Here is a 21,028-nt window from a genome sequence, read left to right as displayed (position 1 = left end):
ATGAACATCGAAGAGAAGCTGCGGGAGTACCTCAAGCGCGTGACCGCAGACCTTCAGACGACGCGGGCCCGTCTGCAGGAGCTGGAGTCCCGGGGCAGCGAGCCGGTGGCGATCGTGGGGATGGGCTGCCGCTACCCCGGCGGCATCCGCTCCCCCCACGACCTGTGGCAACTCGTCCTCAACGGCACCGACGCCATCGGCGAGTTCCCCACCGACCGCGGCTGGAACCTCGACACCCTCTACCACCCCGACCCCGACCACCCCGGCACCAGCTACACCCGCCACGGCGGCTTCCTCTACGACGCCGCCGACTTCGACCCCGACTTCTTCGGCATGAGCCCCCGCGAAGCCCTCGCCACCGACCCCCAACAACGCCTCCTCCTCGAAACCACCTGGGAAACCCTCGAACACGCCGGCATCGACCCCACCACCCTGCGCGGCACCCACACCGGCGTCTTCACCGGCGTCATGTACGACGACTACGGCAACCGCCTGGCGGAGACCTCGCCCGACGGCTTCGAGGGGTATCTGGGCACCGGCAGCGCGGGCAGCCTCGCCTCGGGCCGGGTGTCCTACGCGTTCGGGTTCGAGGGCCCGGCCATCTCGGTCGACACGGCGTGCTCGTCGTCGCTGGTGGCGTTGCACCTGGCCGTCCAGGCCCTGCGCAACGGCGAATGCGACCTCGCCCTGGCCGGCGGCGTCACCGTCATGGCCACCCCGGCCGCCTTCACCGAGTTCAGCCGCCAGCGCGGCCTGGCCCCCGACGGGCGGTCGAAGTCGTTCGCCGCGAGCGCCGACGGTGCGGCGTGGAGCGAGGGCGTGGGACTGCTGCTTGTCGAACGGCTCTCCGACGCCCAACGCAACGGCCACCGCATCCTCGCCGTCGTCCGCGGCTCCGCCGTGAACCAGGACGGCGCCTCGAACGGCCTCACCGCGCCCAACGGCCCGTCCCAGGAGCGGCTGATCCGCCAGGTGTTGGCCGAGGCCCGCCTCGCCCCGGCGGACGTCGACGTCATGGAGGCGCACGGCACCGGCACGACGCTGGGCGACCCGATCGAGGCCGAGGCACTCCTGGCCACCTACGGCCAGGACCGGAAACAACCCCTCTGGCTCGGCAGCATCAAATCCAACATCGGCCACACCCAAGCCGCCGCCGGCGTCGCCGGCATCATCAAGATGATCCAGGCCATGCACCACGGGGTCCTGCCGAAGACCCTCCACGTCGACGCACCCACCCCCCACGTCGACTGGACCACCGGCAACATCCAACTCCTCACCGAACCCCAGCAATGGCCCGACCAGGGGCGGCCCCGCCGCGCCGCCATCTCCTCCTTCGGCATCAGCGGCACCAACGCCCACGTCATCCTCGAACAGGCACCCGCCGTAACCGAGGAAGCCCCTGCCGGCGACGGGGCCACGACGCCGGTGCCATGGGCGCTGTCCGGTCGCAGCCCGGAGGCGCTGCACGCACACGCCGCCGCGCTGCGGGCCCTTCTCGACACGCTGCCGGACGGGGACCTCGCCGCCGCCGGGCGGGCGCTGGCGACCGACCGCGCCGCGCTGACCTACCGGGCCGTCGTCGTCGGCGGTGAGCGCGCCGAACTCGCCGCCGCTCTGGAGGCGGTGGCGAGCGCCGCGACGCCACCCGTACGCGCCGTCGAGGGCAAGGTCGCGTTCCTGTTCACCGGGCAGGGTGCCCAGCGGCTCGGCATGGGCCGTGAGCTGTACGAGCGTTTCCCGTCCTTCGCCCGGTGTCTCGACGCCGTCCTCGCCGAGCTGGACGGCCACTACGACGTCCCGCTGCGGGACGTCGTGTGGGGCTCCGACGCGGACGCGGTGCAGCGCACCGAGCACGCGCAGGCCCTGCTCTTCGCGATCGAGGTGGCGCTGTTCCGCCTGGCCGAGTCGTGGGGCGTCCGGCCGGACTTCGTGGCCGGGCACTCCGTCGGCGAGATCGCGGCCGCCCACGTCGCCGGGGTGTTCTCCCTGGCCGACGCGGCGGCACTGGTGGCCGCCCGGGGGCAGCTGATGCAGGCCCTGCCCGAGGGCGGCGCGATGGCCGCCGTGCGGGCCACCCCCGACGAGGTGCGGCCCGTGCTGTCCGGGGCCGTGGGGCTCGCCGCGGTCAACGGCCCGCAGTCGGTGGTGGTGTCCGGGGACCACGACGCCGTCGCCGCCGTCGTCGCGCACTTCTCCGCGCTCGGGCGCAGGACCACCGGGCTGCGCGTGTCGCACGCGTTCCACTCGCCCCTGATGGAGCCCATGCTGGACCGGTTCCGCGCGGTGGCCGAGGGGCTCTCGTACGGCGCGCCCACCATCCCGGTCGTCTCCACCGTCACCGGGGAGCCGTCCACGGACTGGGCAACGGCGGAGTACTGGGTGGGCCACGTCATGGCGACGGTGCGCTTCGCGGACGCGGTACGCGCCCTGCGTACCCGTGGGGTCACCACGTTCGTCGAGCTGGGACCCGACGCGGTGCTGTCCACGGCGGGGCCGGAAACCACGGCCGACGCCGCGTTCGTACCGCTGATGCGCCGGGACCGGCCGGAGGTCACCGAGCTGGTCACCGGCCTCGGGCGGCTGCACAGCCACGGGGTGCGGGTCGACTGGGCGGCGTTCTTCGGGCCCGCCCGGCGGGTCGAGCTGCCCACCTATCCGTTCCAGCGCCGGACGTACTGGCTGCACCCCGTCGGCGGCTCGGGCGCACGCGGTGACCACCGCCGGCATCCGCTCGTCGGCAACGCCATGGAGCTGCCGGACGACGCCGGCCGCATCGTCACCGGTGAGATCACGGCCGCCGCCCATCCCTGGCTCGCCGCGCACCGCGTGCACGACGTCACCGTGCTGCCCGACACGGCCTTCCCGGATCTGGTGCTGGCGGCGGGCGCGGAAGCCGGCTTCGACCGGATCGAGCAGCTCACCGTCGAGCGGCTGCTCCCGCTGCCCGGCGACGCGCCCACCCGGCTGCACGTCACGGTGGCCCCGCACGAGGACCCGGCGCGCGCCCGGGTCACCGTCCATTCCCGCGTCGGCGACCATGCCGACCAGCCCTGGACCCGGTGCGCCACGGCGGTCCTGGCCGTCGGGGCCGACGCGGATCCGGGTACGGCGACCCCGTGGCCGCCGGCCGACGCGACCCCCGTGGACGTCGGCGACCTGGCGGACCGGCTCACCGGCCTCGGGCGCGACGGCGACGGGTTCCTCGCCGGCCTGGTCGCGGCGTGGCGGTCCGGCGACACCGGATACGCCGAGGTACGCCTGCCCGACGACGCCCCGGGCGGCTATCTGCTCGACCCCCGGCTCATGCAGGTCGCCCTGGTCGCGGCCGGTGAGCCGGCGGAGCAGCTGTGGACGGCCGCCGGCTGGGAGGACGTCACCGTCGTCCGGCCCGGGGTACGCGAGCTTCGGGTCGCGCTCACCCGCACCGCGCCGGACAGGGCCTCGGTGCTGGTCAGCGACGCCTCCGGCGCGGTGGTGTCCACGATCGGCGCGGTCGTCCTCCGCCCGCTGACGGCCGACGAGCTGCGCCCGGCCGACGTCGCGTACCGGCTCGGCTGGGTGTCGCTGGCGGCGGCCCCGGCGACGGACGAGACCCGGTGGGCGCTCGTCGGCGACGACGACGCGCTCGATGGGCTGCCGGGTGACCGGCACCCGGACCTCGCCGCGTGGACGCGCGCCGTCGGCGAGGAGGTCGTGGTCCCCGGGGCGGTGGTCGTCGCGGCGCCGCAGGGCGGGCCGGAACCGTACCCGAGCGTGGGCGGGCAGGTCACCGCGCTCGCCGACAGCGCGCGGCGCTGGCTGGCCGAGGAACGGTTCGGCGCGTCCCGGCTGGTCGTCGTGACCCGGGGCGCGGTCGCCACGACCGACGGGGAGGACGTCGGTGACCTCGGGCAGGCCGCCCTGTGGGGGATGCTCCGTTCGCTGCAGGGCGAGCACCCGGGACGGCTGGCGCTGGTCGACACCGAGGACGAACTCACCGTCAGCTCGCTACGGGCCGCGCTCGCCGCCAGGGAGGACCAGCTCGCCGTCCGGGGCAGCACGCTGTTCGCCGCCCGGCTCTCCCGGGTGCCGGTCGACACCGCTGGGTCCCCGGCCGGGCCGCCGCTCGACCCCGCGGGCTCGGTGGTCGTCCTGGTCGGCGGCGACGGTCCCGCCGGCCCCATCGTCCAACAGCTCACCGCCGGCCACGGGATCCGTCGGCTCGTGCTGGGCCGGGCCCCGGGTGTCGCCGCCCCGGACACCGCCGAGCTGACCGCCTCGGGCGTGACCGTGACGGTCGTACCGGATGAGATCAGCGACCGGGCCGGAGTCGCGGCCCTGCTCGCCGCCGTCGCGCCGGAGCACCCGCCGACCGCCGTGGTGTTCATCGGCGACGCGGGCGACGGCCCGCCGGCCGGCGGCGCTGCGGACCGCGCCGGGGCGGCCTCGCACCTCCAGCCCGCCCTCGCCTGGCACCTGCACGACCTCGCCGAGGGCACCGACCTGCGCGCGTTCGTGCTCCTCGGCCCCGCCGGGGGGATCCTCGGCACGCCCGGCGGCGGCGACCGGGCGGCCACCGGCGCGTTCCTCGAGGCCCTCGCCCGGCACCGGCGCGCCCGTGGGCTCGCCGCGCTCAGCATCGGCTGGGGACCGTGGCGCGGACCCGACGACACCGATCCGGTACGCGAGTCCCGCCACGGCCTCCGGGCGGTGCCCGTCGCACACCTGCTCGCCGTGGTGGAGCTCGGCCTGACGGACAGCCGGCACGCCGGGCTGCTCCCCGTCGCCCTCGACCAGGCCGAGCTGCGCCGACATGCCCGGTCGATGACTCTGCCGACGGTGTTTCGGGACCTCGTACCGGCCCCGGCCGCCCCCACCGGCGTCGGCGGCCCCGCGCTGGGCCGCCAGCTGCGCGGCAGGCCGGAGCCGGAGCAGACGCGGATCGTCCTCGACCTGGTCCTGACCCAGATCGCCGCCGTTCTCGGCCACGAGAACCCGGGCTCGATCGCCCCCACCCGGCCGCTGCAGGAGCTGGGCTTCGACTCGCTCACCGCGGTCGGACTGCGCAACCGCCTGCAGGAGGCGACGCAGCTCACGCTGCCCGCGACGCTGCTGTTCGACTACCCGACCGCCACCGCCATGGCCGCGCACCTGCGGTCCGAACTGCTCGGCACGCAGGACGTCACGGCCGTACCGCTGTCGGCGAAGCCGGTGGACGACGAGCCGATCGTGATCGTCGGGATGGGCTGCCGCTACCCCGGTGGCGTCCGGTCCCCGGAGGACCTGTGGCAGCTGGTGGCCGACGGCCGCGACGCGATCACCGAGTTCCCGACCGACCGGGGCTGGGACCTCGACGCGCTGTACGATCCCGACCCCGAGCACCCCGGCACGTCGTACGTCCGGACCGGCGGGTTCCTGCACGACGCCCCGCTGTTCGACGCGGACTTCTTCGGGATCAGCCCGCGTGAGGCGCTGGCGATGGATCCGCAGCAGCGGCTGCTGCTGGAGACGAGTTGGGAGACGTTCGAGAACGCGGGGATCGATCCGGAGTCGCTGCGCGGCAGCCGCACCGGCGTCTTCACCGGCACCCACGACCGCGACTACGGGACGCTCGTCGCCGGAAACGAGAGCCTCGAGGGTTACCTGATCGTCGGCAACTCGGCGAGCATCCTGTCCGGGCGGTTGTCCTACACGTACGGTTTCGAGGGTCCCGCGATCTCGCTGGACACGGCGTGCTCGTCGTCGCTGGTGGCGTTGCACCTGGCCGTCCAGGCCCTCCGCAGCGGCGAATGCGACCTCGCCCTGGCCGGCGGCGTGTCGGTGCTGGCGACCCCGGCGTCGTTCGTGGAGTTCAGCCGCCAGCGCGGGCTGGCCCCCGACGGGCGGGCGAAGTCGTTCGCGGCGGGCGCCGACGGGACGTCCTGGTCGGAGGGTGTCGGCCTGCTGCTGGTCGAGCGGCTCTCCGACGCCCAACGCCACGGCCACCGCATCCTCGCCGTCGTCCGCGCCAGCGCCGTCAACCAGGACGGCACCACCAGCCAACTCTCCGCACCCAACGGCCCCGCCCAACAACGCGTCATCCGACAGGCCCTCACCACCGCCGGCCTCACCCCCACCGACGTCGACGCGGTCGAAGCCCACGGCACCGGCACGAAACTCGGCGATCCCATCGAGGCCCAAGCACTGCTCGCCACCTACGGCCAGAACCGCGAACAACCCCTCTGGCTCGGCAGCATCAAGTCGAACATGGGTCATGCGGCCGGCGCGGCCGGCGTCGCGGGCATCATCAAGATGATCCAGGCCATCCGGCACGGGGTCCTGCCGAAGACCCTCCACGTCGACGCCCCCACACCCCACGTCGACTGGACCACCGGGGCCGTAGCACTCCTCACCGAACCCCAGCAATGGCCCGACCAAGGGCGGCCCCGCCGCGCCGCCGTCTCCTCCTTCGGCATCAGCGGCACCAACGCCCACATCATCCTCGAACAAGCACCACCAGCCACCACACCCACCGACGCTCAGCCAGCGGACCAGGACACCCCCGTCACGTGGATGCTCTCCGCGAAGACCCCCACCGCCCTACACACCCACGCCCAACGTTTGCTGCACCACCTCACCACCCACCCCGAGTTGACCGCCGCCGACACCGCGGCAGCGTTGGCCACCCGGACGCTTCTGTCTCACCGCGCCGCCATCGTCGGCACCACCCGCGAAGAACTCACCGACGCCCTCACCGCCCTCACCACCGGCACCCCTCACCACCGACTCATCCAAGGCACCCCCCTCACCGGCAAAACCGTCTTCGTCTTCCCCGGCCAAGGCAGCCAATACCCCCACATGGGCCTCGACCTCTACACCACCAACCCCACCTTCGCCCACCACCTCCACGCCTGCGACACCGCACTCCAACCCCACACCGGCTGGTCCCTCCTCGACGTCCTCCACCAGACACCCGACGCCCCACCACTCGACCGCGTCGACGTCGTCCAACCCACCCTCTTCGCCCTCATGACCGCCCTCGCCCGCACCTGGCAACACCACGGCATCCACCCCGACGCCGTCATCGGCCACTCCCAAGGCGAAATCGCCGCCGCCCACATCGCCGGCGCCCTCACCCTCCACCAAGCCGCAAAAATCATCGCCATCCGCAGCAAAGCCCTCCACACCCTCACCGGCACCGGCGCCATGGCCGCCATCCCCCTACCCCCCGACACCGTCACCACCGACCACCCGCACCACCCCGACCTCCACATCGCCGCCCACAACAGCCCCCACCACACCATCATCAGCGCCACACCCACCACCATCGACACCATCATCAACCACTACCAACAACACAACATCAACGCCCGCAAACTCCCCGTCACCTACGCCTCCCACCACCCCCACACCGAAACCCTCAAAGACCACCTCCTCACCACACTCGCCGACATCACCCCCACCACCCCCACCATCCCCTTCCACTCCACCACCCACCCCCACACCACACCCACCCTCAACAACCACTACTGGTACGACAACCTCCGCCAACCCGTCCAACTCCACACCACCATCACCCACCTCCTAAACACCGGACACACCCACTACATCGAAACCAGCCCCCACCCCGTCCTCACCACACCCATCCAACACACCATCGACACCACCACCACCAAAGCCACCACCATCGCAACCCTCCACCGCAACCAACCCGCCCCCACCCAACTCGCACACGCCCTCGCCCACGCCCACACCACCGGACTCACCCCCCACCAACCCACCCCCACCCCACACACCACCCCCCACCTCCCCACCTACCCCTTCCAACACCACCACTACTGGGTGAAGCCGAGGGTCGCCACGGCCGCGTTCGGCGACGGCCCCAGCGTGCACCCGTTCGTCGGCGGCCGGCTCGACCAGCCGGACGATCGGGGGGAGATCTTCGTCGGGCAGGTGTCCACCGCCCTGCACCCGTGGCTGGCCGACCACGCCGTACGCGACACCGTCCTGCTGCCCGGCACCGCGTTCCTCGACCTGTCGCTGCACGCCGCCGAACGCCTCGGCAGCACGCACGTGGAGGAGCTCACGCTGGAGCACCCGCTCGTCCTGCCGGACAGCGGCGCCCTGCGGCTGCACGTCGCCACCGCGCCCGAGCCGGACGGCCGGCACACCGTCACCGTCCACTCGCGCCCGGCCGGCGATCCCGACCACCCGTGGACCCGGCACGCCGTGGGCACGATCAGCGGGGACGCGCACGGGACGCCCGCAGTGCTCGACGGGGCGTGGCCGCCGCCCGGGGCGCAACCGGTGCGGCTGGACCAGTTCTACGGCGACCTCGCGGACCTCGGGTACCTGTACGGCCCGACGTTCCGGGGGCTGCGGGGCGCCTGGCAAGCCGGCGACGCCTTCTACGCGGAGGTGGAGCTGCCGGAGCAGGCCGACCCGGACGGGTTCACGGTCCACCCGGCCCTGCTCGACGCCGCGCTGCACACGACGGCGGTGGGCGTGAACCTCGACCCGGCGCAGACCCCGGTGCGGCTGCCGTTCTCCTGGTCGGACGTCACGCTGCACGCGACCGGGGCCACCCGGCTGCGGGTCCGCACCACCCGGGTCGACGACATCACGGTCGCGCTCGACATGGCCGACGGCACCGGGCGGCCCGTGCTCACCGTCGCGCGGCTGCGACTGCGGGAACTTGACCCCGGCCAGCTGGCCGCGCCCAGCCCGCTGCACAACTCGATCTTCCGCACCGACTGGGTCCGCGCCGAGACGCCGCCCGTGCCGGCCGGCGATCTGTCCCGCTGGGCGGTCCTCGGGGACCTCGACGCCGGGGCGGATCCGGCCTTCGCCGGGCTCCCCCGGCATCCGGAGCTGGCCGACCTCGCCCGGGAGTTGGACGCCGGGGCCGCCGCACCGGAGGTCGTACTACTGACCTGCCACAGCGGCCCCGACGACGCCGGCACCGACCCGGCGGCGCGGGCCCACGAGGTGACGCGGCGGGTCCTGGGCACGGTCCAGGGCTGGCTCGCCGACCCCCGGCTCGCCGGCTCCCGGCTGGTCGTCCTCACCCGCGGCGCGATCGCGGCGCGGCCCGGCGACGCCGTGCGCGATCTGCCCGGCTCGACCGTCTGGGGCCTGCTGCGCGCCGCCTGGTGGGAGGAGCCCGACCGGTTCGTGCTGGCCGACCTCGACGACACCGCGACGCCGGAGTCCCTGCGGGCCGCGCTCGCGACGGACAGCTACCAGTTCGTCCTGCGTGAGGGTGTCTGCCTGGTCCCCCGGCTCGCCGCCATCCAGCCCGACGACGGCGCGGCCGGCTTCTCCTTCGACCCGGCGGGCACCGTGCTGATCACCGGCGGCACCGGGACGATCGGCGCGCACCTGGCCCGCCACCTGGTGACGGCGCACGGGGTGCGGCGTCTGCTGCTCACCAGCCGCCGCGGCATCGCCGCCGACGGGGCCGGAGCGTTGCGCGACGAGCTGGTCGCGGCGGGCGCCGACGTGACCGTGGCCGCGTGCGACACCGCCGACCGCGAGGCGCTCGCCGGCCTGCTGGCCGCCGTCCCGGCCGAGCATCCGCTGACGGCGCTGGTGCACACCGCCGGCGTGCTGGAGGACGGCGTGCTCGGCGCGCTCACCGCCGAGCAGGCCGACGCGGTCCTGCGGCCCAAGGCCGACGCCGCCTGGCACCTGCACACGCTGACCGAGCACCTGCCGCTGCGGTCGTTCGTCCTGTTCTCCTCCGCCGCCGGCATCATCGGCAATCCGGGCCAGTCGACCTACGCGGCGGCGAACACGTTCGTGGACGCGCTCGCCGCCCACCGCCGGTCGCGCGGGCTGCCCGCCGACTCGCTGGCGTGGGGCCTGTGGGCGGAGACCAGCACGATGACCGCCGGGCTGGACGGCGCCGGCAAGGCCCGGCTGACCCGCCACGCGGCGGCCATCACCACCGAGCAGGGCATGGCCATGTTCGACGCCGCGCTCGCGGTCGCGGACGCGACGCCGCTGCTGCTCGCGAAGATCCGGCCGGCGACGGTCGACGCCGCCGACGACACGATCGCACCGATCCTGCGTACGCTCGCCCGCCCCACGGTCCGTCGGGCGGTCTCTCCCGCCGAGCGTCCCGCCGCCTCCGACGGTTTCGCCGAGCGGCTGCTGCCGCTCGACCCGGCCGGGCGTCGGGAGCTGCTGACCGGGCTGATCGGCGCCCACGTCGCGGCGGTGCTCGGCCACGGGCAGCCGGACGCCCTCGACGCGGCGCGCAGCTTCAAGGACCTCGGGTTCGACTCGCTGACCGCGGTGGAACTGCGCAACCGGATGAACGCGGCGACCGGGCTGCGGCTGCCGGCGACGCTCGTGTTCGACCATCCCACCATCGAATCCCTCGCCGACCGGCTGAGCGCGGAGCTGCTCGACACCCACCCGGCCGCCCCGGCGGCGGCGCTGCCCGCGGCACCGGCCACCACCCGGGACCAGGCCGACGACCCGATCGTGATCGTCGGGATGGCCTGCCGGTTCCCCGGCGGCGCGCGCACCCCCGGCGACCTGTGGCGGCTCGTCGCCGACGGGGTCGACGCGGTCGGTGACTTCCCGGTCAACCGGGGCTGGGACCTCGACGAGCTGTACCACCCCGACCCCGACCGGCACGGGAAGACGTACGTCAGGCGGGGTGGCTTCCTGCACGACGCCGACGAGTTCGACGCCGACCTGTTCGGGATCAGCCCGCGGGAGGCGCTGGCCACCGATCCGCAGCAACGGCTGCTGCTGGAGACCGTGTGGGAGGTGCTGGAGAACGCCGCCATCGATCCGACGTCGCTGCGCGGAAGCTCCACCGGGGTCTTCATCGGCGCGGCCGCGCAGGAGTACGGCCTGAACACCCGGGCCGGGGACACCGGGCCGGAGGGCTACCTGATCACCGGTTCCACCACGAGCGTCGCGTCGGGCCGGATCGCGTACACCTTCGGGTTCGAAGGCCCGACGATGACCGTGGACACCGCGTGCTCGTCGTCGCTGGTGGCGCTGCACCTGGCCGTGCAGGCGCTGCGCAACGGCGAGTGCGAGCTGGCGGTGGCCGGCGGTGTCGCGGTCATGGCGGCGCCGACGCTCTTCGTGGAGTTCAGCCGGCAACGCGGGCTCGCCCCGGACGGCCGGTGCAAGCCGTTCGGCGCCGACGCCGACGGGACCGCCTGGGGCGAGGGCACCGGCCTGCTGCTGGTGGAACGGCTCTCGGACGCGCGGCGCAACCAGCATCCGGTGCTCGCCGTGGTGCGCGGCACCGCGGTCAACTCCGACGGCACCAGCAACGGGCTGACCGCCCCCAACGGCCCGTCCCAACAGCGGGTCATCCGGCAGGCGCTGTCCACCGCCGGGCTGACCCCGGACGACGTGGACGCGGTGGAGGCGCACGGCACCGGCACCCCGCTCGGCGACCCCATCGAGGCCCAGGCCCTGCTCGCCACGTACGGGCGGGACCGTCGCGCCGGCGAGCCGTTGTGGATCGGGTCCGTCAAGTCCAACATCGGGCACGCGCAGGCCGCCGCCGGGGCCGCCGGGGTGATCAAGATGGTGCAGGCGATGCGGCACGGGCTGTTGCCGCGCACCCTGCACGTCGAGGAGCCGACCCCGCACGTGGACTGGTCGGCCGGCGCGGTCCGGCTGCTCACCGCCGACCGTCCCTGGCCGGAGACCGGTGGTCCCCGTCGCTGCGCCGTGTCGGCGTTCGGCATCAGCGGCACGAACGCGCACGTCGTCCTGGAGTGGGATCCCACCGTCGCCGCCGAGCCGGTGGTTTCCGGGCCCCGCCCGGAACCCGGCGGCCTCCCGGTGCCGTGGCTGTTGTCCGGCAGGACCGCGGCGGCGGTGGCCGCCCAGGCCGGGCGGCTGGCCGAGCAGCTCACCGGGCACCCCGAGCTGCACCCGGTCGACGTCGGCGGGTCGCTCGCCGCCCGGGCCGCGCAGCGGTACCGCGCCGCCGTGGTCGGCACGGACCGCGCGGAGCTGCTGTCCGCGCTGCGCGACGTGGCCGACGGGAGCACCACCGCCGAGGCGGCCGGGGCCGGCGGCACCGCGTTCCTGTTCTCCGGTCAGGGCAGCCAGCACCCCGGGATGGGCCGGGAGCTGTACGAGCGCCACGCGGTGTTCGCGGCGGAGCTGGACCGGGTCTGCGAGCGCATGGACGCCCGCCTGGACGCGCCGTTGCGGGCGGTGATGTTCGCGGCGGCGGACACCCCGGAAGCGGCCCTGCTCGACGAGACCCGGTTCGCCCAGCCGGCGATCTTCGCCCTGGAGGTGGCGCTGTTCCGGCTCCTCGAATCCTGGGGGATGCGGCCCGACGTCCTGCTCGGGCACTCCATCGGTGAGCTCGCCGCCGCGCACGTCGCCGGCGTGTTCGGCCTGGACGACGCGTGCCTGCTCGTCGCGGAGCGGGCGCGGCTGATGCAGAGCGTCCCGGCGCGCGGCGCGATGGTGGCCATCCGGGCCGGTGCGGCCGAGGTGGCCGAGTCGCTCGCCGACCGGGACGGCGTCGTGTCGATCGCCGCCGTCAACGCCGCCGACGCCACGGTGGTCTCCGGCGACGAGGCGGCGGTGGCGGAGGTCGCGGAGCTCTGGGCGCGGCGCGGCCGCCGGACGACGCGGCTGCGGGTCAGCCACGCGTTCCACTCGCCGCACATGGACGCGATCCTCGGCGAGTTCCACGACGTGGCCGCCCGCCTGGACTACCGGCCGCCGGCCCTGCCGATCGTCTCCGCCAGCACCGGGCGTCCGGCGGAGGCGGCGCAGCTCGGCGACCCCCGGTACTGGACCGACCAGCTCCGGCTGCCCGTCCGGTTCCACGACGGCATGCGCGCCGTGCGGGCGCTCGGCGTCACCATCTGCCTGGAGGTGGGCCCGGACGGAGCCCTCACGGCGCTGCCGGCCGACGAGGGGGTCGGCCGTCGGATCGCCACGCAGCGCCGGGACCATCCGCAGGCGTCGACGCTGGTCTCCGCCGTCGCGCAGGCGTGGACGCACGGGACCCCCGTCGGCTGGCGGGAGTTCTTCGCGCCGCTGGCCGCGCGGACCGTTCCGCTGCCCAACTACGCCTTCCAGGGCCGCCGGTTCTGGCTGCCGGCCGCCCCGCCCGCCAGTGCGGCGGCGCTGGGCCTCGGCGTGGGCGACCACGAACTGCTCAAGGCGACGACCTCGCTGGCGGACAACGGCGGGTGGCTGCTGAGCGGCCGGGTCTCCCGGAGCACGCACCCGTGGCTCGCCGAGCACACCGTGAACGGCGCGGCGCTCGTACCCGGCTCGGTGTTCCTGGACATCGCCGTGCACGTGACGCGGACCGTCGGGGGTGCCCGCGTCGACGAGCTGACGATGGAGTCCCCGCTGGTGCTGCCCCCGCAGGGACCGGTGGACCTGCAGGTGACGGTGTCCGGGCCGGATCCGCGCGGCGTGCGGTCGCTCACCGTCAGCTCGCGCGCCGCCGCGCCCGACGACCCGGCCGGCGAACGCCCGTGGACGCGGCACGTCTCGGGCACCCTGAGCGACCGGGAGACCGGGGCGTTCACCGGTTTCCCGGCCGCCTGGCCGCCGCCCGACGCCGAGCCGATCGACCTGGACGGGCTCTACGAGGCGCTCGCCGGCACGGGCATCGAGTACGGCCCCGCGTTCCAGGGGCTGCGCGGCGCCTGGCGGGACGGCTCGACCGTCTACACCGAGGCGGTCGCCCCCGACGGCGGCACCGCGGATGGCCTGCATCCGGCGCTGGTCGACGCGGCGATGCACGCCCTCGCGGCCAACCACCCGTCGCTCAGCTCCGGCACGGAGATCCTGCTCCCGTTCGCCTGGCGCGGCATCGACGCGTACTCGTGGCACGCGGCGGCGATCCGCAGCAGGCTGACCGTGACCGGGCCGGACACGCTGGCGCTGGCGGTCACCGACACCGGCGGCGTCCCCGTCATGGCGGTCGAGGAGCTTCTGGTACGGCGGGTGCCGCTCGGCGCGATCGCGGCGCAGCGGTCCCCGGCGTACGTGCTGGGCTGGACCGGCGCGCCGGCGGGCCGGCACCCGCGGCCGGCCCGCGTCGGCCTGCTCGGCGGCTCCGACCGGCTCCGCGCGGCGCTGGCCGGCGCGGCGGACGTCCACGACGACCTGCCCGCCCTGCTGGGCACGCCGGACCCGCTGCCCGCCGTGGTCCTGCTCCCCGTGCCGCCGCACGCCGGGCCCGGCCCGGACCAGGTGCGCGCGGCCCTGGCCGAGGTCATGGCCGCCGCGCAGCGGTGGCTGGCCGAGGACCGTACGGCCGGCTCCCGGCTGGTGGTCGTCACCGAGGGCGCGGTGTCCACCGGGGCGGAGGATCCCGCCCCGGACCTGGCGGGCGCCGCCGTCTGGGGCCTGGTCCGCAGCGCCCAGGCCGAACACGCCGGCCGGTTCGTGCTGCTGGACCTCGACGCGACCGGGGCGTCCGCCGACGCCGTCACCGCCGCGCTCGCCCTCGACGAGCCGCAGGTGGCGGTGCGGGCGGGTCGGTGCCTGCTGCCGCGGGTGACGGAGGCGCCGCTGCGCGAGCCCGCCGGCACCCCGCTGGACGCCGACGGGACGGTCCTGGTCACCGGGGGCACCGGCGCCCTCGGCGCGCTCGTCGCCCGGCACCTGGTCGCCCGGCACGGCGTCCGGCACCTGCTGTTGCTGAGCCGCCGCGGCGGCGACGCGCCCGGGGCGCAGCGGCTGCGGGCCGAACTGGCCGCGCAGGGAGCGGACGTCACCATCGTGGCCTGCGACGCCGCCGACCGGGCCGCCCTCGGCGTCGCGCTGGCCACCGTCGACCCGGACCACCCGCTCACCGCGGTGGTGCACACCGCCGGGGTGCTCGCGGACCGGACGTTCACCAACCTGACCGCGGACCGGCTCGACGCCGTGCTGCGGCCCAAGGTCGACGCGGCGTGGCACCTGCACGAGCTGACCGCGGCCATGGACCTCGCCGCCTTCGTCCTGTTCTCGTCGGTCGCCGGGACCCTCGGCACACCCGGTCAGGCCAACTACGCCGCCGCCAACACCGGCCTCGACGCCCTCGCCCACCACCGGTCCGCGCGCGGGCTTGCCGCCACCAGCCTGGTGTGGGGGCCGTGGCCGGACGCCGGCGGCATGACGGCCGACGACCAGCGGGTCCGGCAGGCCGCGCTGACGCCGCTGACCACCGAGGAGAACCTCGGGCTGTTCGACGCCGCGCTCTCGGCGGAGCATCCGGTGCTGCTCGCCCTCCGCTTCGACCGCGCCGCGCTGCGCACCGCCGACCGCGCGGACCTGCCGCCGGTGCTGTCCGGGCTGGCGGGCGCGTCGGCGCGCCGCGCGCCGCAGCGGGCGTCGCTCGTCCAGCGGCTGCAGGCGTCCGGCCGGCAGCAACGCGGCCGGCTGCTGCTGGACGCGGTGTCCCGCCACGTCGCCACGGTCCTCGGCCACGACGACGACGCCGACATCGCCGCCGACCGGGAGTTCAACGAGCTGGGCTTCACCTCGCTGACCGCGATCGACCTGCGCAACCGGCTCTCCGCCGAGACCGGGCACCGGTTGCCGGCCACGCTGGTGTTCGACTACCCGAACCCGGCCGCGCTGGCCGCGTACCTGGAGGGCCTGCTGTTCGACGGGGGCCAGGCGGAACCCGCCCGGGTCCAGACCCTCCGGCCGGCCTCCGACGAACCGATCGCCATCGTCGGGATGGCCTGTCGGTTCCCCGGCGGCGTCGGCTCGCCGCAGGACCTGTGGCGGCTGGTCAGCGACGGGCGGGACGCCATCGGCCCGTTCCCCGGCAACCGGGACTGGAACGTCGACGACCTGTACGACCCGGATCCGGACCGGCCCGGGAAGTCCTACACCCGGCAGGGCGGCTTCCTCTACGACGCGGACCGGTTCGACGCGCAGTTCTTCGGCATGAGCCCGCGCGACGCCGTGGCCGCCGACCCCCAGCAGCGGCTCCTGCTGGAGACGAGCTGGGAGGCGTTCGAGCACGCCGGGATCGATCCGGCGACGCTACGCGGCAGCCGTACCGGCGTCTTCACCGGCGTCATGTACAGCGACTACGGCGCCCGGCTCGCGAGCGGCTCCGCCGACGAGTACGAGGGGTATCTCGGCACCGGCAGCGCCGGCAGCATCGCCTCCGGGCGGGTCGCCTACTCGTTCGGGCTGGAGGGTCCCGCGCTCACGGTGGACACGGCGTGCTCGTCGTCGCTGGTCACCCTGCACCTCGCGGTGCAGGCGCTGCGGGCCGGCGAATGCGACCTGGCGCTCGCCGGCGGGGTCACCGTGATGGCCACGCCCGCCGCGTTCGTCGAGTTCAGCCGGCAGCGCGGGCTCGCCCCGGACGGCCGGTGCAAGGCGTTCGCCGAGGGCGCCGACGGGGTGGCCTGGGCGGAGGGGGTGGGACAGCTGCTGGTCGAGCGGCTGTCGGACGCGCGCCGCAACGGTCACACGGTGCTGGCGGTGGTCCGCGGGTCCGCCGTCAACTCCGACGGCGCGAGCAACGGGCTCACCGCGCCGAACGGCCCGTCCCAGCAACGGGTGATCCGGCAGGCCCTCGCCGACGCCGGGCTGCGGCCGGCCGAGGTGGACGCGGTCGAGGCGCACGGCACCGGCACGCCGCTCGGCGATCCCATCGAGGCGCAGGCGCTGATCGCCACGTACGGGCAGGACCGTCCGGCCGGGCGTCCGCTGTGGGTGGGGTCCGTCAAGTCGAACATCGGGCACGCCCAGGCCGCCGCCGGGGTCGCCGGGATCATCAAGACGGTGCAGGCGCTGCGCCACGGCCAGCTGCCCCGGACCCTGCACGCCGACACGCTCTCCCCCCACGTGGACTGGGGCGCCGGCGACGTCGCGGTGCTGCGGGAGGCGCGGGCGTGGCCGGAGCACGACGGGCCGCGGCGGGCGGCGGTCTCGGCGTTCGGGATCAGCGGAACCAACGCCCACGTCATCCTCGAAGCCGCCGAGGACGCCCGCGAAGCGCCGGACCCCCACGTCGAGGCGCCCCTGCCCGCCGACCGGGCCGGGGACCCGGTGGTCGTACCCTGGCTGCTGTCGGCCAGGTCCGAGGCCGCCCTCGCCGCGCAGGCCGACAGGCTCCGCGCCTTCGTCCGGGCCGACCCGGCGCTCGACCCGGCCGACGTCGCCCGCTCCCTCGCGACCCGTCCGGTCCTGGAGCACGGGGCCGCCGTGGTCGGGCGTACCCGCGCGGACCTGCTGGCCGGGCTCGACGCGCTCGCCGCCGAGCGGACCGCGGCCGCCGTGGTGCGCGAGAGCTCCCGGGAGACCGGCCCGATCGCCGTCATGTTCTCCGGCCAGGGCTCGCAGCGGCCGGGGATGGGCAGCGGGCTGTACGCGGCCCATCCCGAGTTCCGCCGGGCGTTGGACGAGGTGTGCGACCGGTTCGACGCGCTGCTCGGCCGGTCGCTGCGGGAGCTGATGTTCGCGCCCGCCGGTTCCCGCGAGGCGGACCTGCTGCACGAGACCCGGTACACCCAGCCCGCGCTGTTCGCCGTCGAGGTCGCCCTGTACCGGTTGCTCCGCAGCCACGGGGTGGTTCCGGACTTCCTGCTGGGACACTCGGTCGGCGAGTTCGCCGCCGCGCACGTCGCCGGGGTCCTGTCCCTGGCGGACGCCTGCCTGCTGGTCGCCACGCGCGGCCGGCTGATGCACGAGGTGTCCGGCAACGGCGCGATGGTGGCCATCGGCGCGGACCCCGACGAGGTACGCGCGTCGCTGGCCGGCCTCGAGGAGTCGGTCGGCATCGCGGCCGTGAACGGTCCCGCCGGCACGGTGGTCTCGGGTGACGAGGTCGCGGTCATGTCCGTGGTGCAGCAGTGGTCGGCCCGGGGCCGCCGGGTCAAGCGGCTGCTGGTGAGCCACGCCTTCCACTCGCCGCTGATGGCGCCGATGGTCGACGCGTTCCGGGCGGTCGCCGAGACGTTGACCTTCTCGGCGCCGGTCGTCCCGATCGTGTCCACGGTGACCGGGGACTTCGCCGACCCGCAGGCCCTGGCCGCACCCGGCTACTGGGTCGACCAGGTGCTGCGGCCGGTGCTGTTCGCGCAGGGTGTGGAGACCCTGTACCAGGCCGGGGCACGCGTCTTCCTGGAGCTGGGCTCGGACGCGCTGGCGTCGCTCACCCCGGACTGCCTGGCCGACAGGTTCCCCGGCCCGCTCGTCAGCGCCCTGCTGCGCAAGGACCGGCCGGAGCCGGAGTCGGTGGTCACCGCCCTGGCCCAGGTGCGCCTACGGGGCGCCCCGGTGGACCTGGCCGCCCTGCTGCCGGGCGCGCGCCGGATCGCGGAACTGCCGACCTACCCGTTCCAGCGGGAGCGGTTCTGGCTCAGCCGGCCCGTCGGCTCGGGCGATCCCGTCGGCCTGGGCATGGACAGGGCCTCGCACCCGTTCCTCGGCGCCGGGACGGAACTGCCGGACGGGGGCTCCCTGTTCACCGGCCGGATCTCCGTGGAGAGCCAGCCGTGGCTCGCCGACCACGCCGTCCACGGCAGCGGTGTCGTGCCGGCCAGCGCGCTGCTCGAACTGATCCTGTACGTGGGCGAGCAGTCCGGCTGCGACCTGGTCGAGGAGCTCACCGTCTCCACCCCGCTGGTGCTGCCGGACGCCGGGGCGGTACACGTGCAACTGGTGACCGGGCCCGCCGACGAGGCCGGCCGGCGCACCGTGACGATCCGCTCGCGCGCCGCCGGCGACCCGTGGGTCGGTCACGGCCAGGGGATCGTGGCGCCCGCGTCGGCCGCCGAGCCACCCGGCGTCGCCGGCGGCGCGTGGCCGCCCGCCGGGGCGACGCCCGTGGACGTCGCGGAGCTCTACGAGCGGCTCGCCGACCTGGGGTTCGGCTACGGGCCGGCGTTCCGCGGCCTGCGCAACGCCTGGCGGCACGGCGACGAGGTGTCGGCCGAGGTGCGCCTGCACGGGGCACCGGTTCCCGGCTTCCGCATCCACCCGGCTCTGCTCGACGCGGCGTTGCACACCATCGCCATCGCCTACCGTGACCTGGACCCGGAAGCCGGCGTCCCGGTGCCCTTCGCCTGGTCGGGCGTCAGCGTGCGGGCCGCCGCACCGGACTCGCTGCGGGTCCGGCTCGCCCCGGCCGGTTCGGGCTTCGCGCTGCGGCTGAGCGACGAGGCCGGCAACCCGGTCGCCGCCATCGACTCGCTGTCGGTCCGTCAGCTGGCCGCGGGCCAGCTCCAGCAGGCCGGTCGCGCGCCGCACGGGGCGCAGTTCCGCGTCACGTGGGCCGAGACCGCGTTGCCCGCCGACCGGGCCGGCACGGGTGCCCCGATTGCGCCGGTGCAGGATCTGGGGCACGACGAGCCCGTGCCGGAGCTGGTGCTGCTGGACTGCGCGCCGGGCGGGACCACCACCACCGGGGACGCGGCCGCCGACGCGCACTTGGCCACCCGTCGCGCCCTCGACGTGCTGCAACGGGTCCTCGGCGACGACCGGTTCGCCCGGACCCGCCTGGGCGTGCTGACCCGGTCGGCCGTCGCCGCCGTGGACCGTGACACCGTCACGGACCTCGCCGGGGCCGCGGTGGGCGGGCTGGTCCGCGCCGCGCAGACGGAGAATCCCGGCCGGATCGTGCTGCTCGACACGGACGGCACCGAAGCGTCGACCGCCGTGCTGCGCGCCGCGCTGGACGCCGGTGAACCCTGGCTCGCGCTGCGCGACGGCACCGCGTACGCCGCTCGGCTCGTCGCCGCCGACAGCACCGCACCGGGCGGGGACGCCGACCCGCCGCTCGACCCGGACGGGACGGTGCTCGTCACCGGCGGCACCGGTGCGCTCGGCGCGCTCGTGGCCCGGCACCTGGCCCGCCGGCACGGCGTCCGGCACCTGCTGCTGGTCAGCCGCAGCGGCGCCGCCGCGGCCGGAGCGGACGAGCTGGTCGGCGAACTGGACCGGCTGGGCACCCGGGCCACCGTGGTCGCCTGCGACGTCGCCGACCGTGAGTCCCTGGCCGGCGTGCTCGCCTCGATCCCTGCGGCACACCCGCTCACCGCCGTCATCCACACCGCCGGGGTGCTGGACGACGCCACGCTCCCCGCCCTCACCCCGCACCGGGTCGACACGGTCCTGCGCCCCAAGGCCGACGCGGCGTGGCACCTGCACGAGCTCACCGCCGGGCTCGGCCGCACCCGGTTCGTGCTGTTCTCGTCGGTGTCCGGGGTGCTCGGCGGGGCCGGCCAGGGCAACTACGCGGCGGCCAACGCGTTCCTCGACGCGTTGGCCGAGCACCGGCGCGCTCTCGGACTCCCGGCGGTGTCGCTGGCCTGGGGGATCTGGGCGGCGGCCGGCACGATGGGCGGGCGGCTGGGGACCGCCGACCGGGCCCGCATCGGCCGGGGCGGGATGCTGCCGCTCGACACCGGCCAGGGTCTGGCGTTGTTCGACTCCGCCCTGCGCGCCGACCACGCCACGATGACGGTCGCCCGCTTCGACCTGCCGACGCTGCGCGCGCAGGCGGACGAGAACCGGCTGCCCGTGATCCTGGGTGGCCTGGTCGGCGGGACGGCCCGCCGGCCGGACGACGCCGGGCGCCCGGTGCTGGGTGAACGCCTCGCGGGCCGCACCGAGGCCGCGCAACTGGAGATCCTGCTCGAGTTCCTCCACCAGGAGATGGCGGTCGCGCTGGGCCACCGCGAGACCGCCACCATCGACCTCGACCGCGGTTTCCTGGAGCTCGGCTTCGACTCCCTGACGGCGCTCGAACTGCGTAACCGGCTGAGCGAGGTGGCCGGATGGCGCCTGCCGGCCACCACGTTGTTCGACTACCCGACCCCCCGCAAGCTCGCGGCGCGCCTGCGGGAGCTGCTCATTCCCGCCGACACCGCCGACACCCCGGAGGCGGCGATCCGCGAGGCCATCGCGGCCATCCCGCTGGAGCGCCTACGCGCTGCCGGCCTGCTGGACGCCGTGCTGCGGCTGGCCGACGGCACCGCCGATCCCGGCCACGCGCAGGACGAGGACGCGGAAACCGATCTCATCGACGCCGATGTCGATGATCTGGTCCGCATCGCCCTCGGAGACACCGACACATGACCGCACCACA

General features: G+C 75.2%; 1 protein-coding gene. It reads left to right on the top strand.

Annotated elements, in window-relative coordinates:
- Positions 1–6: 6 nt before the first annotated feature.
- Positions 7–21,018 (top strand): SDR family NAD(P)-dependent oxidoreductase, encoded by a 21,012-nt coding sequence (locus TK50_RS34545; RefSeq protein WP_479682687.1) that lies wholly within the window; start codon positions 7–9, stop codon positions 21,016–21,018.
- Positions 21,019–21,028: the final 10 nt, after the last annotated feature.

Source organism: Micromonospora haikouensis (assembly GCF_000876225.1).
Taxonomy (GTDB): domain Bacteria; phylum Actinomycetota; class Actinomycetes; order Mycobacteriales; family Micromonosporaceae; genus Micromonospora; species Micromonospora haikouensis.
The sequence above is the reverse complement of the archived record's forward strand: the minus strand, read 5'-3'. Positions and strand labels throughout refer to the sequence as shown.